The sequence below is a fragment of the Labrys okinawensis genome (assembly GCF_002982075.1).
Lineage (GTDB): Bacteria > Pseudomonadota > Alphaproteobacteria > Rhizobiales > Labraceae > Labrys > Labrys okinawensis_A.
In genome coordinates this window covers 51,047-76,386 of the sequence record NZ_PUEJ01000009.1, presented here as the reverse complement: position 1 = coordinate 76,386, position 25,340 = coordinate 51,047, and the positions used below count along the sequence as shown (strand labels likewise).

At 65.7% G+C, this 25,340-nt stretch carries 23 protein-coding genes; 10 read left to right on the top strand and 13 right to left on the bottom strand.

Annotation, left to right across the window (positions count from 1 at the left end):
• Positions 1-2: 2 nt before the first annotated feature.
• The 5 genes from mprF to C5L14_RS22320 form a co-directional block, all read right to left on the bottom strand.
• Positions 3-2,660, bottom strand: a complete 2,658-nt coding sequence (mprF, locus tag C5L14_RS22340) for a bifunctional lysylphosphatidylglycerol flippase/synthetase MprF (RefSeq protein WP_105864291.1) — start codon at positions 2,658-2,660, stop codon at positions 3-5.
• A gap of 103 nt (positions 2,661-2,763) precedes the next feature.
• A complete protein-coding gene (locus C5L14_RS22335) occupies positions 2,764-3,126 on the bottom strand; it encodes a helix-turn-helix domain-containing protein (RefSeq protein WP_105864290.1) in 363 nt (120 codons plus the stop codon).
• On the bottom strand, positions 3,123-3,722 hold the full coding sequence (locus C5L14_RS22330; protein WP_105864289.1) for a Smr/MutS family protein: 600 nt from the start codon (positions 3,720-3,722) through the stop codon (positions 3,123-3,125). Before C5L14_RS22330 ends, C5L14_RS22335 begins: the two co-directional genes overlap by 4 nt.
• Positions 3,719-4,954 (bottom strand): murein transglycosylase A, encoded by a 1,236-nt coding sequence (gene mltA, locus C5L14_RS22325; RefSeq protein WP_105864288.1) that lies wholly within the window; start codon positions 4,952-4,954, stop codon positions 3,719-3,721. The genes C5L14_RS22330 and mltA overlap by 4 nt, the downstream gene beginning before the upstream one ends.
• Positions 4,955-4,994: 40 nt before the next feature.
• Positions 4,995-5,693 (bottom strand): Tim44/TimA family putative adaptor protein, encoded by a 699-nt coding sequence (locus tag C5L14_RS22320; RefSeq protein WP_105864287.1) that lies wholly within the window; start codon positions 5,691-5,693, stop codon positions 4,995-4,997.
• Positions 5,694-5,976: 283 nt separating this feature from the next.
• Between C5L14_RS22320 and C5L14_RS30450 the strand changes: the two genes are divergently transcribed.
• A complete protein-coding gene (locus C5L14_RS30450) occupies positions 5,977-6,438 on the top strand; it encodes an FxsA family protein (RefSeq protein WP_181161296.1) in 462 nt (153 codons plus the stop codon).
• 24 nt (positions 6,439-6,462) lie between these two features.
• On the opposite strand, the gene C5L14_RS22310 is transcribed toward C5L14_RS30450, so the two are convergent.
• The 6 genes from C5L14_RS22310 to C5L14_RS22285 all read right to left on the bottom strand — a co-directional run bounded on the left by C5L14_RS22310 (position 6,463) and on the right by C5L14_RS22285 (position 13,129).
• Complete coding sequence (locus C5L14_RS22310; protein WP_105864466.1) at positions 6,463-7,596, bottom strand: Gfo/Idh/MocA family protein; 1,134 nt, start codon at positions 7,594-7,596, stop codon at positions 6,463-6,465.
• A 113-nt stretch (positions 7,597-7,709) separates the two neighbouring features.
• Positions 7,710-8,468: a sugar phosphate isomerase/epimerase family protein gene (locus tag C5L14_RS22305; RefSeq protein WP_105864286.1), complete on the bottom strand. Its 759-nt coding sequence runs from the start codon at positions 8,466-8,468 to the stop codon at positions 7,710-7,712.
• 195 nt (positions 8,469-8,663) lie between these two features.
• Positions 8,664-9,773, bottom strand: a complete 1,110-nt coding sequence (locus C5L14_RS22300; protein ID WP_105864285.1) for an ABC transporter ATP-binding protein — start codon at positions 9,771-9,773, stop codon at positions 8,664-8,666.
• A 5-nt stretch (positions 9,774-9,778) separates the two neighbouring features.
• On the bottom strand, positions 9,779-10,666 hold the full coding sequence (locus C5L14_RS22295) for a carbohydrate ABC transporter permease (RefSeq protein WP_105864284.1): 888 nt from the start codon (positions 10,664-10,666) through the stop codon (positions 9,779-9,781).
• Positions 10,663-11,577: a carbohydrate ABC transporter permease gene (locus C5L14_RS22290; RefSeq protein ID WP_105864283.1), complete on the bottom strand. Its 915-nt coding sequence runs from the start codon at positions 11,575-11,577 to the stop codon at positions 10,663-10,665. Before C5L14_RS22290 ends, C5L14_RS22295 begins: the two co-directional genes overlap by 4 nt.
• A gap of 268 nt (positions 11,578-11,845) precedes the next feature.
• Positions 11,846-13,129 (bottom strand): ABC transporter substrate-binding protein, encoded by a 1,284-nt coding sequence (locus C5L14_RS22285; protein ID WP_245443502.1) that lies wholly within the window; start codon positions 13,127-13,129, stop codon positions 11,846-11,848.
• Positions 13,130-13,309: 180 nt separating this feature from the next.
• Between C5L14_RS22285 and C5L14_RS22280 the strand changes: the two genes are divergently transcribed.
• From C5L14_RS22280 to truB, 8 genes are all read left to right on the top strand, one after another.
• Entirely contained in the window at positions 13,310-14,377 is a 1,068-nt protein-coding gene (locus tag C5L14_RS22280; RefSeq protein WP_181161295.1) for a LacI family DNA-binding transcriptional regulator, read from the top strand.
• 226 nt (positions 14,378-14,603) lie between these two features.
• Positions 14,604-15,305, top strand: coding sequence for a ribosome maturation factor RimP (gene rimP, locus C5L14_RS22275; RefSeq protein WP_245443501.1), 702 nt, complete (start codon positions 14,604-14,606; stop codon positions 15,303-15,305).
• 12 nt (positions 15,306-15,317) lie between these two features.
• On the top strand, positions 15,318-16,943 hold the full coding sequence (gene nusA, locus C5L14_RS22270; protein WP_181161294.1) for a transcription termination factor NusA: 1,626 nt from the start codon (positions 15,318-15,320) through the stop codon (positions 16,941-16,943).
• Between the two features lie 6 nt (positions 16,944-16,949).
• Positions 16,950-17,690 carry an RNA-binding protein gene (locus C5L14_RS22265; RefSeq protein ID WP_245443500.1) on the top strand — a complete coding sequence of 247 codons (741 nt, stop codon included), beginning with the start codon at positions 16,950-16,952 and terminating at the stop codon, positions 17,688-17,690.
• A 42-nt stretch (positions 17,691-17,732) separates the two neighbouring features.
• Positions 17,733-21,050, top strand: coding sequence for a translation initiation factor IF-2 (gene infB, locus C5L14_RS22260; RefSeq protein WP_105864279.1), 3,318 nt, complete (start codon positions 17,733-17,735; stop codon positions 21,048-21,050).
• A gap of 194 nt (positions 21,051-21,244) precedes the next feature.
• Positions 21,245-21,652 (top strand): hypothetical protein, encoded by a 408-nt coding sequence (locus tag C5L14_RS22255; RefSeq protein WP_146126996.1) that lies wholly within the window; start codon positions 21,245-21,247, stop codon positions 21,650-21,652.
• A gap of 29 nt (positions 21,653-21,681) precedes the next feature.
• Positions 21,682-22,107, top strand: a complete 426-nt coding sequence (gene rbfA / locus C5L14_RS22250) for a 30S ribosome-binding factor RbfA (protein ID WP_105864277.1) — start codon at positions 21,682-21,684, stop codon at positions 22,105-22,107.
• Entirely contained in the window at positions 22,104-23,024 is a 921-nt protein-coding gene (truB, locus tag C5L14_RS22245; protein WP_105864276.1) for a tRNA pseudouridine(55) synthase TruB, read from the top strand. Before rbfA ends, truB begins: the two co-directional genes overlap by 4 nt.
• Positions 23,025-23,042: 18 nt before the next feature.
• Here the strand turns inward: truB and C5L14_RS22240 are convergent, their stop codons facing one another.
• A complete protein-coding gene (locus tag C5L14_RS22240) occupies positions 23,043-23,969 on the bottom strand; it encodes a LysR family transcriptional regulator (RefSeq protein ID WP_105864275.1) in 927 nt (308 codons plus the stop codon).
• Positions 23,970-24,063: 94 nt separating this feature from the next.
• Between C5L14_RS22240 and C5L14_RS22235 the strand changes: the two genes are divergently transcribed.
• Complete coding sequence (locus C5L14_RS22235) at positions 24,064-24,855, top strand: NAD(P)H-dependent oxidoreductase (protein WP_105864274.1); 792 nt, start codon at positions 24,064-24,066, stop codon at positions 24,853-24,855.
• A gap of 74 nt (positions 24,856-24,929) precedes the next feature.
• On the opposite strand, the gene C5L14_RS22230 is transcribed toward C5L14_RS22235, so the two are convergent.
• On the bottom strand, positions 24,930-25,169 hold the full coding sequence (locus C5L14_RS22230) for a DUF2934 domain-containing protein (protein ID WP_105864273.1): 240 nt from the start codon (positions 25,167-25,169) through the stop codon (positions 24,930-24,932).
• Positions 25,170-25,340 lie beyond the last annotated feature (171 nt).

The following is a 25,340-nucleotide window of genomic DNA, read 5'->3' as shown; positions in this document are numbered from 1 at the left end:
CGTCAGCTGCGGGCCGGCGATGCCTTGCCGGCTCGGACCTCGCCATCGCCGCCCTTCTCGATCAGGGTGGTGACATCCTGCAGGATGTGCGGCAGGGCAAAGCCGGCCGTACAGGCAAGATAGCGCGGCTCGAAGCGGGGATTGAAGCGGGCCTTGAAGCCGCGCAGCGCGTCGAAATTGGGGATATGGTCGCCGAAGCGGAACAGCAGCGGCGTGACACGACGCCAGGCCGGGCCAAGGTTTTCGCCGGCCTGCGCCGGATTGGGCGTGAGGCCGAGATCGAAGCGCTTCGCCCCCCGGGCCTTTGCCAGGCGGATGAGGCGCAGCAGCATGAAATCCAGTGCCGAGATGCCGAGTTCCGGCAAATAGCGCAGGATATCCACGGCCCATTCCTCATTGTCGGCGCTGCGCATCACCACGGCAAAGCCCACGATCTCGCCGGCCCGGCGCAGGATGGCGCAGTCATTGGTCCGGATCCAGCCGGGCGAAAAACGTCCGACGACGAAATGGCCTTCGCTTCGCCCGGTGCCGGCAAGCCAGGAGCGGGAAACGGCCTCCAGCGTCGGCATGATGGTGGCCGTGGCGCCGGCCGGCACCAGATCCAGGCTCAGTGCATGGATATCGGCCCAGGAGAAAATCGCGTTGGCGCCGACATAGGGCTCGTCCGGCAGGCCAGCCAGATCGAGGCTGGCATGATCGCCGATCGGCGTCAGCGTCAGGCCGGCCTCCAGATAGTCGGCCCGCATCCGCGGCGAGGCGGAGAGGATCACCGGCCATAGCCTTTGCTGCTCGGCCCTCTCGCCGAAGACCCAGAGCAGGTCCTGCACCAGGGCGGGATTGCCCATCGGATCGCCGAGCGCGATCGAGGATGCCCCGGCGCGGGCGACCACCATGGCGGCGTTGCCCTGATCGTTGGCGAGCAGCATCTGCCCGGGCAGCAATGCAAGGCGGGCCTCCGCCGAAGGCACCCGCGCGACCAGGCCGGAAATATCGATCGAAGCGGCCGGCACCAGGCCGATGCCGCCCTTCCAATAGGCACTGAGGATACCGATGACGATGGCGGCTGCCACCGCCAGGCTGGTCGAGCGCAGGAAGCGCGACATCTCGTCGCCATAGCCGAAAGTGTGCCACAGCTCCGGCGAATAATGGACGAAACGGAAGGCGAAGAAACCGATCCACACCGTCACCGCCAGCATGGCCGCGATGGCGCCGAGCAGGAGCGGCGAATAGTCGATGCCGAATAGCCAGGCACCGCGGGGAAAGGCCGGACGGCTGAGGGCGAGCACCATGAGGGCGCAGCACAGCGTCAGCATGAAGCGCCAATCGGCGCTGCGCAGCAAGGTGGCGACGGTGGCGACCACCAGGACGATCATCGCCGCCCGCCAGGCCGCCTCCATGCGCCGGATCAGGCCGCGCGCCAGGAACAGCAGCGCGACGCCCGACAGCGACACGACGATATGGGCGATCTCAACCACCGGCAGCGGCACCAGATTGGTAAGCAGGATGCGGCGAGCTTCGGTGGCGGGTACGGCTCCGGTGATCAGCAGGGCGCCGCCCGCCAGGAACATGGCGCCCGCCACCAGGATCGGGGCGAGCGGCTTCATGATGCCGGCGACCTGGTCGACCATTTTGCCGACGACATGGCGCCGGCGCGCCAGTTCATAGGCTCCCAGGATGGCCAGGGCGAGGGCGAAGGGCACGAAATAATAGATGACGCGATAAAGGATGATGCGGCCGAGGAGATCGTCCTTGGCGATCGTCGGCAGCGCGATCAGCATCGTGGTCTCGAATACGCCGATGCCGCCCGGCGCATGGCTGAGCACGCCGAGGAAAGCGGCCAGCACATAGATCACCATGAAGGTGAAGAAGGGTACGTTCGCCGCCTGGTCCGGCAGCAGGATGTAGAGCGCGCCGGCGCCGGCGCAGACATCGAACACGCCGAGCACGATCTGCGCGACGGTGACTTTCCCGCCCGGCAGCGGCATCGACCAGCCCTCGACCGCGACCACGCGCCGGCCGGTCGAGACATAGCCGACATACCCCAGGATCACCGCGATGATGGCGACGCCGATCGACATGTTGAGGGACACCGGCAAATGGTCGACGCCCGCCACCGATCCCGGCACCAGCACCAGGCCGAGCGCCAGCACCGCGCCCATGCCGAGCCAGAAGGTGAGCGTGCATACCAGCGTCAGGGCGGCGATCTGGGGGGCGGAGAGGCCGGCACCGCCATAGACCCGGTAGCGCACGGCGCCGGCCGTCAGCAGCGGTACGCCGAGCGTGTAGCTGATCGCATAGGAGGTGAAGGAGCCGATGGCGGCGGTGGAATAGGGAATGTCCTTGGCGCCGATCTGGCGGAGTGCCAGTCCGTCATAGCCAGTCAGGGCGAGATAGGAGAGCGCGGTGAACAGGATCGAAAGGGCGATTGCCCATGTCGGCGTGGCGGTGAAGGCGGCCACCACCTTTTCGGGCTCGACGCCGCGCAGGATCGAGGCCAGCACGATGAGCGCGCCGACGAAAAGCCCGATCGACAGGATCGGCCCGACATAGCGCCAGGGCACGCGCCGCAGCAGGCGCCGCACGGTGGAGAGCCTCTCGTTCCCGGGCGGCAGGACGAGCAATCTCGCGGCCGGCTTGTTCTCGTCCCTCTTCGCCGTCACACACCAACTCCCGAACCACTCGCACGGCTTGCCTTATGCGCGCAGGAAGACCGAATTGTGAAGAGGCACGGCGTGTGATTTGGCACGCTTGGATATCCAGCCTTCATGCGCCATCGATCGCCTTCAACCGCGACAGCATCGCCTCGACCTCCGCCTCGGGCAGTTTTGCGATGTCCTGGGCCAGCCGGTTGGCGAGTTCGGTGGCCTGGGGCGACAGGCCGGCGGTGTCGACCACGACGCGAGGATCGGACAACGCGGCCAGGCGCTGCAGATCCTCGGCCTCATCCCAGATGATGTTGAAATGGCTGATGATCCGCTGCAGCAGGATCCAGGTCGGCTGTCCGCGCTTACCATGCTCCAGAGCCGACAGATAGGCAGCCGAAACGCCGAGCGCCGCCGCCATCTCCTTGAGGCTCTGGCCGCGGGCCGCGCGCAAGGCACGCAATCGGGCGCCGAAAGGGGTCATCGTTCGCCGATTCTCCGGATACGGCGGAGCCGGACATAGAGGGCGCCGCTGCCTCCATGCCCATGATGCGCCTCCTCGAAGCCGAGAATCAGCGGCCTGAGATCGGGCATGCGCAGCCATTGCGGCACCACGCGGCGCAGCACTCCGCGCTCATCGCCCGAAAACGCCATATCGCCGCCACCGCCGCCGCCCTTGCCGGTGATGACCAGCACCATCGAATAGCCGCGCATCTGGGCAATGGCGAGGAAGCCGCGCAAGGCCCCGTGGGCCTCGGCCTGGCGCATGCCGTGCAGATCGATCCTGGCGTCGATGGCGCGCGTGCCGCGCACGACCTGGCGCCGCTCGCGTTTGTCGATGGGCGCTATCGGCGGCATTGGCGGCGCGGCTGGCGGCTTGGCGGGACGGCCGGCCGCGGATTTCGGCTTCACCGGTGGCTTGGCGGGCGCCGCCGCCGGCTCGGGCAGCGTTTCCGCCGCCTTCGTCGCGGCCTTGGCCACGGCGGGCTTGCGGCGCCGGCGTTTCAACGGGGTGATCTCCCGGGTGACGAAGGCCCAGAGCTCGCTGTCCTCGGCGCTCAATCCCTTGCGGCGGGTCATGGGCGCCCCTCGGAGGCGACATTCGTATCAGGCTGCGGCTTGGGCCATAACACGTAGAAGCCGCCGCCGTGGCGGACCGCGCCGGCAACCGCCCCCGCCTTGGCGCCCGATCCGAAGAAGATATCGGCCCGCGCCGGGCCGATGATGGCCGATCCCGTGTCCTGGGCGATCATCAGCTTGCGGATGGGTTCGGGCTTCACCCCGCCGCCGACATCGGGAATCGCGGTCTCGACGAAGACAGGCAGGCCATAGGGCCAGATCTTGCGATCAATGGCGATGGAGCGCAGCGGCGTGACCGGCAGGCCCTCGCCCCCGATCGGGCCGGCATCGGCGCCGAGGAAAGGCGCCACCTTGAAGAAGACGAAGGATTTGTTGACCCACATCACCTCGCGCGCCTGCTTCGGGTCGCGCGCCAGGAAATCCCTGAGGCCCGCCATGGTGACGGCACGGGGCGGTATGTTGAGCCTGTCCGCCACCGCCTTGCCGATGGCGGAATAGGGTTGGCCGTTCTTGCCCGCATAGGCAAAGCGCACCACGCTGCCGGTCGGCAGCCTCAGCCGCCCCGAGCCTTGCACCTGCATGAAGAAGCGGTCGACGGGATCGGCGACATAGGCGATCTCGAGCCCCTGCCCGTCCAGGGCTCCCTGCTCGATCGCCTTGCGGTCGGGATAGACCTCAAGGCTGCCGTCGAGCTTGCGCCGGGCTGCGCTGTAGCCTTCGAAGCCGGGAGGAACGGCATTGGGCTCGAAACTGACCAGATCGGCCGGCCGGTCATAGAGCGGGGTCTGATACTCGCCCTCCCGCACCAGCGATCCGCGGATCTCCGGCTCGTAATAGCCGGTGTAGAAGGCCTTTCCGCCCGTGGGGCCGCTGCCCTTCTGCGTGGTGATGCGCCAGGCATTGAAATGGGCCTGGAAGAAAGCGCGGGCCGCCGGAGCCGCCAGCGCGCCGCGTTTCAGGGCCTCGCGGCACAGGCTCGCCAGATCCTTGGGAACCGGTACGCCGGCATCGAGAGCGGGATTGTTCTCCGCCTGGGAGCGGCACGAAGCGAGCCAGACCTGCCAAGCCTTGGCGTGGTCGTCCCGCTTCCATCCCGCAAGCTTGCCGAAGGGAACCAACGTGGCCGTCGCTCCCGCCGGAAGCGGAGGCGGCGAAGGACGCTCGCCGGCCCAGGCTATGCTGGCCGCGACGAAGAAAGCGGCAAAAGGCCCGACTCGGCGCAAGATCCCCATGACATCGATACCGTGGCCCGCCCGCCTCTTCCGACCGCGCTCAGCCGCCGGTCGCCACGAGGCGCCAATTGGGATCCTTGGTGCTGGTATCGCGCGCAAATGTCCAGGTGTCGGTGACAACAGCCACCTGATCGAGGCTGCCGTCGACGACCGCGCCGTTCCTGTCCTTGGTGGCGCTGATCATCTGCGAGACGAAGCTGACGGTCAGCTCGGCGACGCGGCCCTTGACGTCGGCAGCCACGATATCGGCCTTGTCGATCGAGACGAAATTGGCCTGCACGGTCTCGCCGCGTGCCTCCCGCTCGGTGATGTCCTGGGAGAACGCGTCGAAATTCTCGCGCGACAACAGATTCTTCAGTGTCTTGCGGTCACCATTGTTGAAGGCGGTGACGATCATCTCATAGGCCGCCTTGGCCCCCGGGATGAAGCTCTGGGGGTGGAAGCTCGGATCGACGGCGGCAATCGCATCGAACCCGGCCGCCAGGGGCGTGTCCTTCTCGGCAAAACCTTCCCAGCGGAAGGCGGATGTCGGCATCTGCGCCTCGATGGGGGATTCGGCATCGCGCTGCGGGGGGTTGGCGCCCCTGTCGTCGCGGGACGCAGGCTGGGCATCGCGTCGCACCCCTTCGAATGTCGGAGGCTCGGCACCGGTGCGCTCCCCAAGCACGGAACGCAGCTTGAAGATCACGAACACCGCGAGCCCCAGAAACACCAGCGTGATGATATCAAAACTACCCATTTGTGCCTTCAGCATCCCCACCGACCGAGTGACGACTCGAAATAACGGCTACAGTCCCCTGTGGCAATGCCACAATCCCCACCTATATGGTGTGCATCGGGCAGTTTGCCAGCTTCATGCTACCATGAAGGGCAAACATGGCCAGCATGCGGCGCATGCCGCTGCGCAAGGCCTTGCCGCAGAGGGGCTCCGTCGAAGCGTTTTGCTGTTTGGCGGAGGCACCAAGGATTGCAAGGACGCATTTGCGGCAGAACGCGTCCCTGCTTCAGGAGAAACGACACCGATGACCGCACGCAGCTTCAATGTCCCCGCCGGCTGGGCTTGGCTCGGTCTGGCCGGACTTGTGATCCTGCCTTTCGCGGAAATCGCCGCCTTCGTCTGGGTCGCGGGCCGGATCGGCATCGCCTTGGCGCTGATCGCCCTGGTGGCAACGTCCTTCATCGGTGCCTCGCTCCTGCGGCGGCAGGGCGGGACCGTGTTCTCGCGCCTGATGCGGGCGATGCAGGGCGGCGAGCCGAGCAACGGTGCCGCGCGCGAGAGCCTGATGGTGGCGCTCGGGGGCGTGCTGATGATCATTCCCGGCTTCGTCACCGACCTCATCGGCTTCGCCCTCCTGCTGCCGAGCCTGCTGCGGCAGTGGCGCGACGGCCCCGTCCCGGCGCCGAAGGGACGCGCCGGCACCGCGAGCAGCGATCCCAAGGTCATCGACCTCGGCCGCGACGAATGGAAGCCGGTGGACGAATAAGACCGACCTCCCTTCGGCGTATTTTCAGGCCAGCAGCCCCCTCGCCTCCTCGTCGCCGAGCGGCGCGGGCCGTTCGCAACCCTGCTCGATCAGCACCGGCCGCTTCTGCTCGGCGGCGGTGAGGATGCCTTCCATCACCGCCAGCACGTGCAGGCCGATCTCCCCGCTGGCGCGGTGGGGGCGGCCGTCGACGATGCCGCGCGCCATGTCGGCAAGGCCGAGGCCGCGATAATTGGCATTGACGGGATGGTCCGCCGGCCAGTTCGGCTGGCCGAAGCGGTCGCCGGACGAGGCGTGGCTTTCCCAGGCCTCGCGGGGGCGGGCCAGCGAGACTTCGCCGCCAAACCAGTTGGGATCCGGCACACGCAGCGATGCGTCGGTGCCGTGCAGCTCGATCGGCTGCTGGCCATGGGCCCAGACGTCCCAGCTTGCCAGGAAGGTAATCTGTGCGCCGGACTTGAAGGCGAGCAGGGCCTGGATGCTGGTCGGCGTCTCCACCCTGATGCTCTGCCCCTTGAACGGTGAGCCCTCCGTCGTCACCACGCGCTCCTCGAAGCCGCTCTGGCTCAAGGCCATCACGGAGGCGACCGGCCCCAACAGGTTGACGAGGGTGGAGAGATAATAGGGGCCCATGTCGAAGACGGGCCCGGCCCCGGGCTTGAAGAAGAATTCCGGGTTCGGGTGCCAGTGCTCCATGCCGTGCCCGAGCACGGCGGCCGTGCCGATCAGGGGCCGGCCGATCTCGCCGGCATCGATCCGCAGTCTCGCCTGCTGGATGGCGGCGCCGAGCACCGTATCGGGTGCACATCCCACCCTCAGCCCCTTCGCCTTCGCCGCCTCCATCAGCGCGATACCGTCGGCGAGACGCGTGGCCAGGGGTTTTTCGCCATAGACGTGCTTGCCGGCCGCAATCGCGGCACGCGAGACCTGGGCATGCGCCTCGGGTATGGTGAGGTTGAGCACGATGTCGACATCGTCGCTCGCCAGCAGCGCCTCGATGCTGCGCCGCTGCAGATTGTATTTCTGGGCCTGTTTCTTCGCCGCCTCCTCCCTGAGGTCGGCGCAGGCGACGAAATCGAAATCACGAAACAAACCGGCATTGAGAAGGTAGATATCTGAAATATTGCCGCAGCCGATCAATCCGACGCGCAAAGGCATGATGGTCTCCTGAAGATTCGGTGTGCCGATCTCCTCAGCGCCATCGATGGCAGTCGATGGCGCGGGATCGGCACGTTTTGCAGCCTGTGCCGATCCGGAGATCGGCACACTCTTCAAATCCCCGCCAGCTTGCGCATGGCTTCGGCGCTCACCGTGGCAAAACGCTTGAGGTCCGAGGGATTGTCATGCTCGGCGACCATGATCTCGGCGCCCGCAGCCACGCAAAGCGGCCAGATCGTCGCCCAATCGACCACGCCGGTGCCGACATCGGCCCAACCATCCTCGTCGACCTTCTCGCCGGCCGGCGCGATGTCCTTGACGTGGACGAGCGGCATGATGGCGCCATAACGCGCGATCCATGGCTTGGGATCGGCATGGGCCCTGACGATCCAGGCGATGTCCGCTTCCCATTTCACATCGTCGACGAGCAGGTGCTCGATCGGATAGGAGCCATCCGGCAGGGCGATGAACTCGAAATCGTGATTGTGCCAGGCGAAGGCATAGCCGGCCTCACGAGCCTTGCGTGCCACCGCCGCCAGCCGATCGCCGAACGCCTTCCATCCCGCCGTATCCTTGGGGCGGGCGTCGGGCATCAGATAGGGCGCCACGATCGTGTCGATGCCCAGCGCCTCGGCAATACGAAGATTGCGGTCGAAATCGGCCTCCAGGGAATCGATGCCGAAATGGCCGCTCTTGGCGGTCAGGCCGAATTCCTTGAACAGGCGGGCGGCGGCGGGCACGTCCGCGTAGAAGGCGCCATAGGGCTCGACATTGCTGAATCCGGCCTCGGCGATCGTCCTGAGCTGGCCCTCGAGCGGCGGGAAATTGCGCCCGGAATAGAGCTGGAACGACAGGGGATGTTGCAAAGTCATGACAGGTCCTTTCATGAAATGAGACAAATCAACGGGTTGGGTAAATAGGCGGTGCGTCATTCCGTGCGCGATGCAGCATGAAATGCTGCGTCGCAGACACGGGATCGTAAGATGAAAGAGGCGTTTCTTTCGGGTCGCGGTCCCGGATCTGCGCTGCACCACTGCGTGCTGCAGCGCGGCCGGGATGACATCTCTTCACAGGCGCTCTCCGCTTTCCGCGTCGAACAGCGAGGCCCGCCCGACGTCGAAATGAAAATCGATCTCGTCGCCGGGACCGCTTTCATTGTCGCCGTCGACGCGAATGGTGGCGGGCTTGCCGGCAAAGCTGGTCCACAGCACCGTCTCGGCGCCCATCGGCTCGACGATGTCGATTTTTCCACGGGCGGCATGCCGGCCGGACGGCGCGGGGCCGACATCGATATGCTCGGGCCGGATGCCGAGCACCGCCTTGCGCCCCCCAGGCGCATTCGCGCCGGGATCTTGGGCGAACGCATAGGCCGCGAGATCGATGCTCTCGCCATCGGCCTGGAAACGCCAGGCTCCCGGCCCTCCCGAGAGCTGGCCTTCGATGAAGTTCATGCCCGGCGAGCCGATGAAGCCGGCGACGAACTGGTTGGCCGGCTTGTGATAGATCTCGAGCGGGCTGGCCAATTGCTGGATGACGCCGCCCTTCATCACGGCGATTCGGTCGGCCAGGGTCAGGGCCTCGATCTGGTCATGGGTGACATAGATCATGGTGTTGCCGAGGCCCTGGTGGAGCTTCTTGATCTCCACCCGGAGCTCGTTGCGCAGCTTGGCATCGAGATTGGACAGGGGTTCGTCGAACAGGAAGACGTCGACATTGCGCACCAGGGCGCGTCCGATCGCGACGCGCTGACGCTGGCCGCCCGACAACTCGGAGGGCTTGCGCTGCAGGAGCGGATCGAGATGCAGGAGCTTGGACGCCTTGGCGACCCGTTCGGCGATCTCGGCCTTCGGCACGCCGGCCATTTTCAGGCCGAAGGACATGTTGCCCTCCACGCTCATGCGCGGATAGAGCGCGTAGGACTGGAACACCATGCCGATGCCGCGATCCGCCGGCTCGGCCCAGGTGACGTTCTTGCCCGAAATCCAGATCTCGCCATCGCTGATCTCCAGGAGGCCGGCGATGGCGTTGAGCAAGGTGGACTTGCCGCAGCCCGAGGGTCCGAGCAGCACGATGAACTCGCCCTGGCGGATGTCGAGCTGGAGATTGTCAATGACCGAGACCGCGCCATAGCGGATCGACAGATCCTTGACGGTGACGGAGGAAGGCGTGTTGTGCATGCGCTTTATCCCTTCACCGCGCCGGCGGCGATGCCGCGCACGAACCAGCGTCCGGAGACGAAATAGACGATGAGCGGTACGGAGGCCGTCAGCAGGGTCGCCGCCATGTTGACGTTGTAGGCTCGCTCGCCCGTGGTGGAGTTGACGATATTGTTGAGCTGCACCGTCATCGGCGAATTGGCACCGCCGGCGAAGGTCAGCCCGAGGATGAAGTCGTTCCAGATTCCGGTGACCTGCAGGATGGCGGCCACGATCAGCATCGGCGTCGACATCGGCAGGATGACGTGGAAGAAGATCTGCCAGAAGCCGCCGCCGTCCACGCGTGCCGCCTTGAACAATTCGGCCGGCAGGCTGGCATAGTAGTTGCGGAAGATCAGCGTCATCAGCGGCATGCCGAAGATGGTGTGCACGATCACGATGCAGGGCAGGGTCTGGAAGATGCCGGCCAGCGAGGAGACGCGCACCAGCGGATAGATGAAGACCTGATAGGGAATGAAGGCGCCGATCAGGAGGATGCCGAACAGCAGATTGGCGTAGCGCACGTTCCACAGCGACAGCGCGTAGCCGTTGATCGCGCCGGCGGCGATGGAGATTACCACGCTCGGGATCAGGATCTTCACCGAATTGAGGAAGCCGACGCTGATGCCATTGCAGGCCAGGCCCGTGCAGGCTGACGACCACGCCTTGCTCCAGGCGGCGAGGTCGAAGGCCTGCGGCAGGGCGAAGATCTGCCCCAGGCGGATCTCCTCCATGGTCTTGAGCGATGTCAGCACCATCACCACGGCCGGGAGCAGGAAGAAGGCGGCTGCCACCACCAGGAAGACGTAGAGACCGATGCGGCCGGGGGTGAGGCGGGCCGGCTTGCGCCCGCGCGGTGTCTCGAGGGCGCTCATGTCGGCCTCCGCGACTGCCTGCGGAAATAGGTATGGTAGAGCCAGGGCGAGACCACGCAGATCACCGTGATCAGCATCATCGTCGAGGCCGCCGTGGCGAGGCCGATGTTCTGGCGCTGGCCGAGATTGTCCATGACGAATTTGGCCGGCATTTCCGAGGCCGTGCCCGGCCCGCCATTGGTGAGGGCCACCACCAGATCATAGACCTTGATCACCGCGATCGAGAGCAGCACCGTCGCCGTGGTGATGGTGGGGGTGAGGATGGGTATGATGATGGAGACATAGACCCGCCAGGTCGGGATGCGGTCGATCTTGGCCGCCTTCCACAATTCGGTGTCGACGCCGCGCAGCCCCGCCAGCATCAGCGCCATCACCAGGCCCGAGGCCTGCCAGATGGCGGCGATCACCAGGGCGAAGACGGCAAGATTCGAATTCACCGCCCAGTCGAAGGTAAAGCTCGTCCAGCCCCAGTTGCGCACCGTGTTCTGGATGCCGAGATTGGGATTCATCAGCCACTGCCAGATCAGACCGGTGACGATGAAGGACATCGCATAGGGATAGAGGAAGATGGTGCGGAACGTGTTTTCGAAGCGGATCTTCTGGTCGAGCGCCACCGCCAGCAGGAAGCCGACGATCAGGCAGCAGACAATGAAGAGCACGCCGAAGACGGCCAGATGCCACACCGAAACCTGCCAGCGATCCGAGGCAAACAACCGGACATACTGGTCGAAACCGACGAAATTATAGACCGGCAGCAGCTTGGAGCCGGTGAAGGAGATGACGATCGTCCAGACCATCGTGCCGATATAGGCGGCGACGACGATGATCCAGGCCGGTATCAGGGCCAGGGCCGCCATGTTCAGACGGTAGGGCCGAGGATTGGGACGCGACAATCTTGCAGGCTCGGTCATTGCGACCTCCTTCAGGATCCGTCTTGCGGTGGGAATTGGGGCCGGTCTTCACCCGGCTTGCCGGCGCGCGGGCCGGGCTGGCCTGGCGACCCACCCCGAGGAACTTGGGATTCGTCGAAAAATAAACGAAACGAATTGGCCCGGCCTTTGTCGTTGCCGGGCTTGACCCGGCAACCCAGCCTTAGAAGCCCCGGAGACGGGGCCGCCGGATGCCCGGGTCAAGCCCGGGCATGACAAAGACGGTGTTTCGGTTATTTCCGGACTAGCCTTAATGCGCCGCCTTCAGCGCATCCGCGAACTTGGCGGTAAAGTCTTCCGGTGTCTGGTTCTTGTTGTTCCAGAAATTGGTGATGACATCCTCGAGCGCACCGACCAGGTCCGCACTGGCCAGCATGTCGATCACCGGCGTCTGATGCGCGGGATCGGCAAGCAGCTTCATGCCCTTCTGGGCGCACAGATCGAATTTGCTGGCATCGACATCGGTGCGCACCGGCATCGAGCCCTTCTGAACATTGAACAACACCTGGGTCTCGGGCGACAGCATGGTCGAGGCGAGGAGGTTCTGCGCCTTGATCTGGGCCTCATCGCTTGTCTTGGGGAAGACGAAGACGTCGCCGCCGATCACCAGTTCCTTGTCGTCGATACCGATCTGGCAATAGAAATCCTTGCCGGCTTCCTTGTTTGCCGCCTTGAATTCACCCTTGGCCCAATCGCCCATGAACTGCACGCCGGCCTTGTTGGTGATCAGGAGAGCCGTGGTATCGTTCCAGTTGCGTCCCGGCGAGCCGGCATCGGTGTAAGCACGCAGCTTGCCGAAAATCTCGACCGATTTCTTGAACTCGGGCGTATCGATGGCAGTGGCATCGTCCTTGGCATAGAGCCGCATGAACGTGTCCTTGCTGACCGATTGCAGCACGACATTGAACAGCAGACGCTCCTGCCAGGGCTCACCGCCCTGCGCCAGCGGGGTAAATCCGGCCGCCTTGATCTTGTCGAGGGCGACGAAGAAATCGTCCCAGTTGGTAGGCACGGCGGTGACACCGGACTTGTCGAGCACTTCCTTGGAATAGAAAGCCCAGTTCTGGCCGTGCACGTTCACCGGAACGGCATACATATGCCCCTCGCGGCTCGCGGCTTCGATGAAGGAGGGCGGCAGGAAGCTCTTCCACTTGCCTTCCTCGGCAACCTGGTCAACGGTGTTGAGCAGGCCCTGGCTGACCAGATCGTCGAACTGCTTGCCGGTGTTGAACTGCGAGGCAGTGGGCGGATTGCCGCCGACGATGCGGTTGATTGCAGCCGAACGTGCGGCCTGGCCGCCGGCAACGGCCGAGTCGACCCATACACCGCCGGCCTTGGTGTACTGGTCGGCGAAGACCTTCACGGCCGCGGCCTCGCCGCCCGACGTCCACCAGTGCATTACCTCGGCCTTGGGCTTGTCCTGAGCCATGGCCTGCCCGCCCAGCATCGGGCTGCCAAGAGCCAGCGCGGCAAGTGCGCCGGCCAGCATGGAGCGTGCCGGAGCCCGCTGCAGAATCGCCCTCATTTTTTCCATGGACATCCTCCCTAAAGGATCGCATGCTATGTTTATGTAATCGATTGCAAGCGTCGGGATATTGATTGCGATCGGGGTTCGTGTCAAGGGGATTGGCTCAGGGCTCCGGTCGCACCCGCAAACAGGCAGATGGCAGAGCTTTTTCGAAGTTTTGCCAGCAGGTTGGAGAACGGTAGTCTTATGCCGCCCGCCAAGGAACGAGCCAGACGCATCCAGAGGCGCGCGCCGCGCGACGTCTCCAAGATCCGCATCGGCGACGTGGCCCGCGCCGCCGGCGTCTCGACCGCCACCGTCAGCCGTGCCCTCACCTTTCCTGACCGCGTCCAGGCCGAGACGCGCGAGCGCGTGCTCGCGGCCGTGCGCGACCTCGGCTACACCCCCAACACAGCCGCCCGGCAGTTGCGCGCCGGCTCCTCCCGTACGGTGCTGGTGGTGGTCGGGCCCCGGCGCAATCCTCCCTTCTTCAGCGAGGTGCTCAGGGGCATCGACGTCGCCCTGTCGCAGGCCGGCTATGCGGTGCTGATGGGCAATCTCGACAGCATCGACGGCAAGGAGAAATATCTGGTCGACCTCGTCTTCGGCGGCCATATCGACGGAGCGCTGGTGCTTGCCTCGACGGTGCCCTCGCATGCCGGACGCACCATCGCCGATTCCGGCATTCCCATCGTCGGCGTCTGCGCCGAGACGGACGTTCCGGACATCCCCGCCGTGGTGGTCGACGACGAGGTCTGCTGCAGGGCCCAGACACGCTATCTCCTCGACAGAGGTCACCGATACCTGGCCTATCTCGCTGGCCCCAGGGGCAACTACAACGAGCGTCATCGTTATGCGGGCTTCCAGGCCGAGATCGCCGCCGCCGGCCTCGGGCCCGATGATTTCGTGCGTTTCGAGGGCAGTTACGATTTCGCCTCCGGCATCGCTTCGGGCAAGGCCTTCCTCGCCCTGGAACGTCGGCCGACCGGCGTGGTCGCCACCAGCGATGAAATGGCCATCGCCTTCATGACCACCATCCGCCGGGGCGGCCTCAGGGTGCCGCAGGACGTGTCCATCGTCGGCTTCGACGGCATCGAGCTCGGCGATTTCATCGAGCCGACCCTGACGACCATTCGCCAGCCGCGTTTCGACCTCGGATCGACGGGGGCGAAACTGCTGCTGCAGTTGATGCGGGGAGAAGCAGCTCCGCAGCGGCTGACCATGCTGAAAGGTGCGCTCGACGAGCGCGAGAGCGCGGGCCCGGTGAAGGCGTGACAGGATGGAGCGTCAGGGATACGGCCCTGGCCATCGGGATCTTTGGCCGGAACAGGAGCGCCGAAGGCCCGCCCGTCAACAAGGTGAACAATTCCTTCCTTGCATGGCGGCGAAAAATCCCTATATTGCGGCTGTCTCGATGAGACATCTCATAGACGGTCTGCTTGATCGTTGGTTTTGAGAGTGGGCCCCACCCGGGACCCGCTCTTTTTGTTTCGAGGGTTGCGTGAACGAACCGCAAGCCATTGTCAGCGAAGCCGCTTCGTCGGCCGACGCGTTGAACGAACCGCGCCGCCTCACCGAGACGGGCGTTGCCGCGCGCGTGGCGGAGATCACCGAGCGCACCATCCTGCCGCTCGGCTTCCGCCTCGTGCGGGTGCGCCTGACCGGCAATAATGGCGGCACCGTGCAGATCATGGCCGAGCGGCCCGACGGCACCATGACCGTGGACGATTGCGAGCTGATCTCCAAGACGCTCTCGCCCGTCCTCGACGTCGACGATCCGATCGGCAAGGCCTATCATCTGGAGGTCTCCTCGCCGGGGATCGACCGCCCGCTGGTGCGCGTCAGCGATTTCCAGCGCTGGGCCGGCCACGAGGCCAAGATCGAAATGACCCTGATCGTGGCCGGCCGCCGCCGGTTCCGGGGCATCCTGCTCGGCGCCGAAGGCAACAAGGCCCGGATTCGCCGTATCGATTCCGGTCCCGGCGAGGCCACCGACGTGGAATTGAAGGTCGACGAGATGAGCGAAGCCCATCTCGTCCTGACCGATGCGCTGGTGACGGAATCGCTGCGCCGCGCCAAGGCGGCCTCCAAGGCGCTCGCCGCACAACTCGAGGCTCAGGAAGCGGCCGAGCTGGAATCGGACGAAGGGCCCGATCCGGAGTCGCCGTCCAAGAAGCCGCCTAGACAACCAAAAACCCGCTGAGAGGAAAGAATCATGGCCGTCAGCGCGAACCGCCTGGAACTGTTGCAAATTGCCGACGCCGTCGCCCGCGAGAAGGTGATCGATCGTCAGATCGTGCTCGCCGCGATGGAAGACGCGATTCAGAAGGCCGCCCGCTCCCGTTATGGTCAGGAGACGGAAGTCCGCGCCGAGATCAATCCCAAGACCGGCGAGATCCGCCTGTCGCGCCTCCTCCTCGTCGTCGACCAGATCGAGAATGACGCCACCCAGATCCTGCTCGAGGATGCGCGCCGCAAGAATCCGGCCGCGCAGGTGGGCGATTGGATCGCTGAAACCCTGCCGCCTTTCGATTTCGGCCGCATCGCCGCCCAGTCGGCCAAGCAGGTCATCGTGCAGAAGGTGCGCGAGGCCGAGCGCGACCGCCAGTTCGACGAGTTCAAGGACCGCGTCGGCACCGTCGTGAACGGCCTGGTCAAGCGTGTGGAATATGGCAACGTCGTCGTCGATCTCGGCCGCGGCGAAGCCGTGGTGCGCCGCGACGAACTCCTGCCGCGCGAAGTCTTCCGCCCCGGCGACCGCATCCGCGCCTATCTCTTCGACGTGCGCCGCGAGCAGCGCGGTCCGCAGGTCTTCCTGTCGCGCACCCATCCCCAGTTCATGTCCAAGCTCTTCGAACAGGAAGTGCCGGAGATCTATGACGGCGTGATCGAGGTGAAGGCCGTGGCCCGCGATCCCGGGTCGCGCGCCAAAATCGCCGTGATCTCGCGCGATTCTTCCATCGATCCGGTCGGCGCCTGCGTCGGTATGCGCGGTTCGCGCGTGCAGGCGGTGGTCGGCGAGCTCCAGGGCGAGAAGATCGACATCATTCCCTGGTCGCCTGATGTGGCCACCTTCATCGTCAATGCGCTGCAGCCGGCCGAAGTGTCGAAGGTGGTGCTCGACGAGGATTCCGAGAAGATCGAGGTCGTCGTGCCTGAGGCCCAGCTTTCGCTGGCCATCGGCCGCCGCGGCCAGAATGTGCGCCTGGCCTCCCAGCTCACCGGCTGGGACATCGACATCCTGACCGAGGCCGAGGAGAGCGAGCGCCGCCAGAAGGAATTCGTGCAGCGCACCCAGACCTTCATGACCGCGCTGAACGTCGACGAAGTCGTCGGCCAGCTGCTCGCCTCCGAAGGCTTCCGCACCGTCGAGGAAGTCGCCTATGTCGATCCCACCGACGTGTCGTCGATCGAAGGCTTCGACGAGGAAACGGCCGCCGAGATCCAGACCCGCGCCCGCGACTATCTCACTGCGGTCGAGGAAGAATTCGACGCCAAACGGAAGGCGCTCGGCGTCGAGGACGAATTGAAGACGGTCGAGGGCGTCTCCACCGCCATGCTGGTGGCACTGGGCGAGAACGACGTGAAGTCCGTCGAGGACCTCGCCGGTTGCGCCACGGACGATCTCGTCGGCTGGACCGAGCGCAAGGACGGCGAGACCACCAAGCATGCCGGTTATCTCGACGGCTTCGAACTCAGCCGCGACGAGGCCGAGGCGATCATCATGGCCGCCCGCATCAAGGCCGGCTGGGTCGAGGCACCGGCTGAAACCGACGCAGACTCTGCCGAGGAAGGGGCCGCCGACACGGAAGCCTCCGCACTCTCCGAGCATGGAGCATGACCCATAGTGCTGACAGAACGCATCGAGGATGACGACGACCGCCGGGCGCGCGAGCGCCTGTGTGCGGCCACGCGCCTCGTACGTCCTGTCGACACGCTGATACGCCTGGTCGCGGCACCAGACGGCACCCTGACCCCCGATCTCAAACGCGTCCTGCCGGGGCGCGGCGTCTGGGTCACCGCCAATCGTGCCAGCGTCGAGGAAGCCATGCGCAAGCGGGCCTTTGCCCGCCTGCTCAAACGCCCGGTCGACGTGCCGGCCGATCTGCCCGATGTCATTGAGCGGCTCCTGCGCAAGGCGGCGCTCGACATGCTCAGCTTTGCCAACAAGGCCGGACTCGTGCTCTCCGGCTTCGCCAAAGTGATGGACGCCATCGAATCCGAACGCGTTTCACGCCGCCTCGTCGCCGTGATTCAGGCGCGTGACGGTGCCGAAGATGGTGGCCGCAAGCTTGCACAAGCCGTCAAACGGGCCTATTTGGATAGAAATGCACCAAACTTCATTACGATTTTCGATTCTGCCCATTTGGATTTGGCATTAGGGCGGACAAATGTGATACATGCTGCGCTCTGCGCGGGCCCGGCGGTTACCGGATTCCTGGATCGCGTTGCAGCGCTTGCTTTCTGGCAGGATGGCGGACTGGCTTCGGCTGAGCCACATCCATCCTCCGAAGCCCCGCTGCAAGCGGACGACGAACCCTCAACGCAAGATGCCGCCCCGTCGCAAGACGGCGACGACGTCAGCTGAACTATCGAATGAAACGGGGCGACCCGCAGGATTTGGCACGGAATGACTGATACGAAAAACCCGGGCGATACGCTGACTGTTCCGCCCACCAAGACGCTGACGCTGAAGCGGCCCTCGAGCGCGCCGGATACGGTTCGCCAGAGCTTTTCGCATGGCCGCTCGAAGACTGTCGTCGTCGAGACGGTGAAGCGACGTCCGTCAGGCCCCGTTACCCCGCCTGCCGCACCGCCGCCTGCGGCGCCGCCGCGCCAGGCTGCCCCCGTTGCGCCACCCCCGCGGCCGGCAGTTCCTCCGGCGGCAGCAGCGCCCCAACCGGCTCCGCCCCCGCGCGCTGCCGAACAGGCCCCAGCGCCGCGCCCGGTGGAAGCTCCCAAGGCTCCGACGCCCGCGCCGGTTCAGCCCGCGCCGACGGTCGTCGAGAAGCCTGCCGCTCCGGTGGCTGCCGCTCCGGCGCCGAGCCCGCGAGCGGAAGCGCCCGCGGCTCCGGCTGCAGCCGCCCCGGCAGCTCCCCGTCCCGCAGCTCCAGCGGCGCCCGCTCCCGCGGCGCCGCGTCCGGCTGCTCCCGCCCCGGGACGCCCAGGCGCGCCCCAGCAGGGCGGACGCCCGGGGCAGCCAATGGCAGGTCGTCCTCCCCAGGGCCAGCGTCCGAACCGTCCGGGTGCCGGCATGGTTCTGCGCACGCTGTCCAGCGAGGAAATGGACGCCCGCACGCGCGTGCTGGCCGAAGCCCGTGTCCGCGAAGCCGAGGAGCGCAAGCGCGCAGCCGAGGAAGCGGTGCGCCGTGCGGCCGAGGAAGCCCGTCGCGAGGAAGAGCGCAAGGCTGCGGAAATCCGCAAGCGCGAGGAAGAAGAGCGTCATCGCCGCGAGGAAGAAACCCGTCGTCATGGCGAGGCCGAGGCGCGGCGCCATCTGGGCGAAGCCACGCCGGCGCCCCGTGAAGGGGCAGCACCGGCCCGCCCGGGCGGCTATGGAGACCGTCGCGAAGGCTTCGGCGACCGGCGGCCGCCGCGCGAAGGCGGCACTTCGTTCGGTGACCGGCGTCCGCGTGAAGGCGGCGCAGGGCCGGCTGGTGAACGCCGTGGTCCGCCGCGTGAAGGCGGTACCGGTTTCGGCGAGCGTCGTGGACCGCCGCGTGAAGGCGGCACTGGTTTCGGTGAACGCCGCGGCCCGCCGCGGGAAGGCGGTACCGGTTTCGGCGAACGTCGCGGCCCGCCCCGCGAAGGTGGCTTCGGAGACCGGCGTCCCGGCGGCGGCTTCGGTGCCAATCGCGGCACCTCTGCCTTTGCCCCTTCGGAACCCGCGATCACGCCGCCAGCCGGCCGCAATGTCGGCGGACCGACCCGCGCCCGTGCCGTTGCGGATGACGATGACGGCAATCGCGGCGTGCGTCGCGGTCCGGGCAGCGCCGGTCGTGGCGGTGCCGCCGCTCCGCGTCGCGAAGCAACACCGCGCGCCGGCGAACAGAAGGGCCGCGGCCGCCTGACGGTCACCAGCGCGACCGGGGACGAGGACGAGCGTACGCGCTCCGTCGCCTCCTTCCGCCGCCGCACCCAGCGCATGACCGGCCATCGCCATGTCGAGGCCAAGGAAAAGATCATGCGCGAGGTGGTGATTCCGGAAGCGATCACCATTCAGGAACTCGCCAACCGCATGTCGGAACGCGCGGTCGACGTCATTCGCCTGCTGATGAAGCAGGGCGAAATGAAGAAGATCAACGACGTCATCGACGCGGATACGGCGCAGCTCATCGTGGAAGAGCTCGGCCACACCGCCAAGCGCGTCTCGGAAGCCGACGTCGAGGAGGGCCTGTTCGACGAGGCCGACATCGACGATCATCTCGAGCCGCGCCCGCCGGTCGTGACCATCATGGGCCATGTCGACCACGGCAAGACCTCGCTGCTGGACGCGATCCGCTCGGCCAATGTCGTCTCCGGCGAAGCCGGCGGCATCACCCAGCACATCGGTGCCTATCAGGTGACCTCGCCGCTCGGCGGCAAGGTGACCTTCATCGACACGCCCGGCCACGCCGCCTTCACCGCCATGCGCGCCCGCGGCGCCAAGGTGACGGATATCGTGGTGCTGGTGGTGGCGGCCGATGACGGCGTCATGCCGCAGACGGTGGAAGCCATCAACCACGCCGCGGCCGCCAAGGTGCCGATGATCGTGGCGGTCAACAAGATCGACAAGCCCGATGCCAAGCCCGAGCGCGTGCGCACCGAGCTGCTCCAGCACAACGTCCAAGTCGAAAGCATGGGCGGCGAAACCCTCGAAGTCGAGGTCTCGGCCAAGCAGCGCACCAATCTCGACAAGCTGCTGGAAGCCATCCAGCTGCAGGCCGAGATCCTCAACCTGCAGGCCAATCCCGACCGTGCGGCCGAAGGCACCGTGATCGAAGCCAAGCTCGACCGCGGCCGGGGCCCGGTGGCGACCGTGCTGGTGCAGCGCGGCACGCTCAAGGTCGGCGACATCGTCGTCGCCGGCGCCGAATGGGGCCGGGTGCGCGCTTTGGTCAGCGATACCGGCGCCACCATGCCGGCCGCCGGCCCGTCGGTGCCGGTCGAGGTGCTCGGCTTCAACGGTACGCCGGAGGCGGGTGACCGCGTCGCGGTGGTCGAGAACGAGGCCCGTGCCCGCGAGATCACCGAATATCGCGAGCGCCAGAAGCGAGAGAACGCCGCCGTTCGCCTGTCGACCGGTCGCGGCTCGCTCGCCGACATGATGGCGGCCGTCAAGGCCGGCACCGGTGCCCGCGAACTGCCGCTGGTCGTCAAGGCCGACGTGCAGGGTTCGGTGGAAGCCATCATCGGTGCCCTCGACAAGGTGGGCAATGACGAGGTGAAGGCGCGTGTCATCCATTCGGGTGTCGGCGGCATCACCGAGTCGGACATCACCTTGGCCGAAGCTTCTGGCGCTGCCGTGATCGGCTTCAACGTGCGTGCGCATAAGGAAGCCCGCGAGGCGGCCGAGCGTACCGGCACCGAGATCCGCTACTACAACATCATCTACAACCTCGTGGATGACGTGAAGGGCGTGCTCTCCGGCCTGCTGGCGCCGACCCTGCGCGAGGAGTTCCTCGGCAACGCCCAGATCCTCGAAGTGTTCAACATTTCGAAGGTCGGCAAGGTCGCCGGCTGCCGCGTCACCGATGGTCATGTCGAGCGCGGCGCCAATGTCCGCCTCATCCGCGACAACGTCGTCATCCACGAAGGCAAGCTGTCCACGCTCAAGCGCTTCAAGGACGAGGTCAAGGAAGTCCAGGTCGGCCAGGAATGCGGCATGGCCTTCGAGAACTACCAGGATATGCGCTCCGGCGACGTCATCGAGTGCTACCGCGTCGAGGAAATCAAGCGTACGCTCTGATCGATCTCGGCAGGAAATCGCGCAATGGCCGGGTGCAAGCCCGGCCATTGCTGTTTATGGAGCGCGGATACTCTATCCGCTCTTCTTGCCGAGGCTCATCTGTCAATAGAGGCAAGAGCGGACGGGATGTCTGCACTCCGGGACTTTACATGCCGCGTCTTGAACTCCCCTCTTTGATGTCGAGATTATCAGACATGACCTCAGCACTCGTTCGCGGGGGTGCACTTTGGTTTGCAATGACAGCCCCGGTACTGGCCGAAGTCTGCGACAAGGTGGCCGGCGACGCGTGGAACCCTAATGATGGTTCGCTATTATCTCGTTATTGGTGGACAGCAATGGTGCTTCTCCTTGCAGTTGCGGCCTGGTTTGCACGCCGCCCCTGGCTGTCATTCCTGGCCGCCTTAGCCGCAGTCCCCGTCATACTCCTCGGCGTGCTGGAGTCTCTGACGGACGAATCGATGATTTACAAATGGGCGGTCGAGGAAGGCTGCGTTTCGCGCGTGCTGGATAATATGAACATGCTTCTCAACGTTGGCCTAATGTTGGGCTGCTTCCTTCTCGGGTTTTGGCAACGCCGCAGCCGCGCTATGATCCGAACCTGAGGAACCACGGAACTTCAACGAAAGCAAATATGCCCCGTCTTACCCCCTCCTCTTCCAAGGCCCCTTCGCAACGTCAGCTCCGCGTCGCGGAACTGATCCGCCATGCCATTGCCGACATCCTGCAGCGCGGCGAAATCATGGATCCCGTGCTCGAAGGCAAGGTCATCACCGTGCCGGAGGTCAGGATGTCGCCCGATCTCAAGGTCGCCACCGTCTATGTCATGCCGCTGGGCGGCGGGGATGGCGAGGCCGTGATCAGGGCCCTGGCTTCCCATGCCAAATATCTGCGCGGCCTGATCGCCCGCCGGGTGACCATGAAATACGCGCCCAATTTCCGCTTCCTCATCGACACGACCTTCGATTACGCCTCCAAGGTCGATACGCTCCTGCGCCAGCCGGAGGTCAGCCGCGATCTCGAGCAAAAGCTGCCGGGCCAGGAGGAGGACGAGGAATGAGTGCTCCCCGTTCCACTCGCGTCGAGGTCAATGGCTGGATCATCCTCGACAAACCCGTCGGCATGACCTCGACCCAGGGCGTCTCCGTGGTCAAGCGCGTGTTCAACGCCAAGAAGGCCGGTCATGCGGGCACGCTCGATCCCTTGGCCTCCGGCATCCTGCCCATCGCTCTCGGCGAAGCCACCAAGACGGTCCCCTATGTTATGGACGGTCGCAAGGTCTATCGCTTCACCGTGGCCTGGGGAACGGAGACCAACACCGACGACACCGAGGGTAGCCCGGTGGCGACCTCCGACATCAGGCCCGAAAGGGCCGAGGTCGAGGCCCTGCTGCCCCGCTATACCGGCGTGATCAGCCAGGTCCCGCCGCGCTTTTCCGCCATCAAGGTCGACGGCGAGCGTGCCTATGACCTGGCGCGGGACGGCGAGGAGGTCGAACTGGAGGCCCGCGACATCGAGGTGCACGCCCTGCGCATCGTGGAATACAGCCGCGAGGCCACCACTTTCGAGGCCGAATGCGGCAAGGGCACCTATGTCCGGGCACTCGCCCGCGACATGGGCCGGGATCTCGGCTGCTACGGCCATGTCACGGCCTTGCGCCGGGCGGTGGTCGGTACCTTCGACGAGCAGGACGCGGTGACGCCCGACGAATTGCGCGCCATGAAGGAGGGCGCCTCCGATCTGCCCCCGCTGGCGGAAGCCCTGCTGCCGGTGGAAACCGCCCTCGAGGCCCTGCCGACCTTGGTGGTTTCCCAGCACGACGCCGGCCGCCTCGCCCGCGGCCAGGGCGTAATCCTGCGCGGGCGGGACGCGCCGGTCTTCGAAGGCGTGGCCGCTGTGATGTCCGGCGGCACCCTGGTGGCGCTCGCCGAACTCGACCACGGCGAATTGCTGCCCAAGCGCATCTTCAGGCTGTAGCGTTACGCAAGACAGCGCTCAGAGCGCCTTCGCTTCGATGCCCGGCAGCCGGGCGATCGCGCCGACGAGAAACTCGATCAGCAGCCTGACGCGCGCAATGCCGGCGCGTTCGGGCACGATCAGCATGTTCAATGGCGTGGGCGCCGGCACATAGTCGGGCAGGATCGGCTCCAGCCGACCTTGCTCCAGGAGATCGTCGACCAGCCAGACATGGGTCGGGCCGAAACCCCGGCCCTCGGCGAATGCTTCGCGCGCCGCAAGCCCGTGATCGACCTGCAGCCGCCCGCCGAAGGGCACGGCATGGCGGCTTCCGTCGGGCCCCTCGAGAACGAGCGTCTCGCTGCCCGCAATGTTCGACATGCGTATACCCTCGAGCCCGGCCAGGTCCTCGGGCGTACGCGGCCGTCCATATCGGGCCAGGAAGTCCGGTGCTGCCACGAGGACGCGACGGCTGCGGCCCAGGGAGCGCCTCTTCATGGAACTGTCATCGAGGGGCCCGAGCCGCAGCGCCAGGTCGACCCCTTCCCGGACCAGATCGATTCGTTCGTCGGTGAGGCTGAATTCGATCCTGATCTCGGGATGGCGGTCCTGGAAGGCAAAGAGCAGGCGGGCAATATGCCGAACGCCGAGGGCCGCCGTGCAGGACAGGCGGACCGTGCCGGCATGCTCGCCATGCGCCTGCCGCACCTCGTCGCCGGCCTGCTCGACCAGACGCAGGATCTGGACGGCATGGGCATAGTAACGCCTGCCCTCCTCGGTGAGCGAGACGCGCCGGGTCGTGCGGCTGAGCAGGGCCACGCCCAGCGCATCTTCGAGCTCGCTCAGATGCCGCGTGACACTGGACTGGCCGATGTTCAGCTCGCGGGCGACCGCGGAAAAATTTCCGCGCTCGGCAACGCGAACGAAGCTGCGCATGCGCTCCAGGGTGACGTCTGACTTATCCATAATTCGGCACAATATTATCCATTCCTCAGGTATAGCGAATTATATGGAGCTTCCCTAGCTTTCAGGCATGATTTCTCATCGCTGGAACCGCACTATGAAAGTCCTGCTTGTCTTCGCCCATCCCGAACCCCGTTCCCTCAACGCAAGGCTCCGCGACGTCGCCATCGCCGAACTCCAGGCCCAGGGCCATGAGGTTCGTGTGTCCGACCTTTATGCCGACGAATGGAAATCCGAGGTCGATCGGGCCGACTTTCCGGCACTGGAAGCCGGCGCCCGGCTGATACCCGTGCAAGCCTCAAAGGCCGCCTTCGAGGCCGGGGCGCTGACCGACGACGTCAAGGCCGAGATCGAGAAACTGCTATGGGCTGATATGCTGATCCTGCAGTTTCCCCTCTGGTGGTTCACCATGCCCGCCATCCTCAAGGGGTGGGTCGATCGCGTCTTCGCCTACGGTTTTGCCTATGGCGTGGGTGAGCACAGCGACAAGCGCTGGGGGGACCGCTATGGCGAGGGAACCCTGGCCGGCAAGCGGGCGATGCTGATCGTCACGGCCGGCGGCTGGGAAGAGCATTACACGGCGCGCGGCATCAACGGCCCGATCGACGACCTCTTATTCCCCATCCATCACGGAATTCTCTATTATCCCGGCTACGACGTGCTGCCGCCCTTCGTCGCCTACAGGGCCGACGGCCTCAAGGAAGCGGGCTTTGAGCCTCTGGCCGAGCGCCTGCGGGAAAGAATGCGAACGCTGCCGTCCACGTCGCCCATCCCCTATCGCCGCCAGAATGCCGGCGACTACCTGATCCCGACCATGCAATTGCGAGCCGGACTGGAAACGCCGGGCGAAACGGGCTTCTCGCTGCATCTGCGCGCGCCCGTGGACTGAGCCGGCCGGTCAGGATCGCGTCACGGCCGGGCTTCGCTACAGAGCACGAATGGCCTGAAAGCCGCCAAGGCTGCTCAATGCTTGCGGGCTTTGAGCTTGGCTGCGGCTGGGGCGGCCTTTGCCTCGGGTTCTCCCCTCTCGTTGAGCTCGTGCACATCATAGAAGCGCGAGGTCAGCGCCGATTTTGCCTCTTCGCCGACGATGAACTTCTTGGCCATCTCCCAGTGGCGAAGATCGCTGCCTTCCGGACAGCCTTCGCGCAGCCAGATCTCATAGGCTTTCATTCGGATGCGCTGTTCGGTCGTGTGTGGCATTGCTGCGCTCCCTCGTCCTGTTGTACGGGGCGGCATCGCCCGGGCGCGGGGCGAAGTCATGACGCGACATTCGCCCAACCCGACCGGCCGGCCGCCACGATGGAAACGTGCAGGCGCGCGCCTGGTTCCCGAGGCCGGCAAGGATTATAAGCGGCCCGCCTCCGCTCCCCA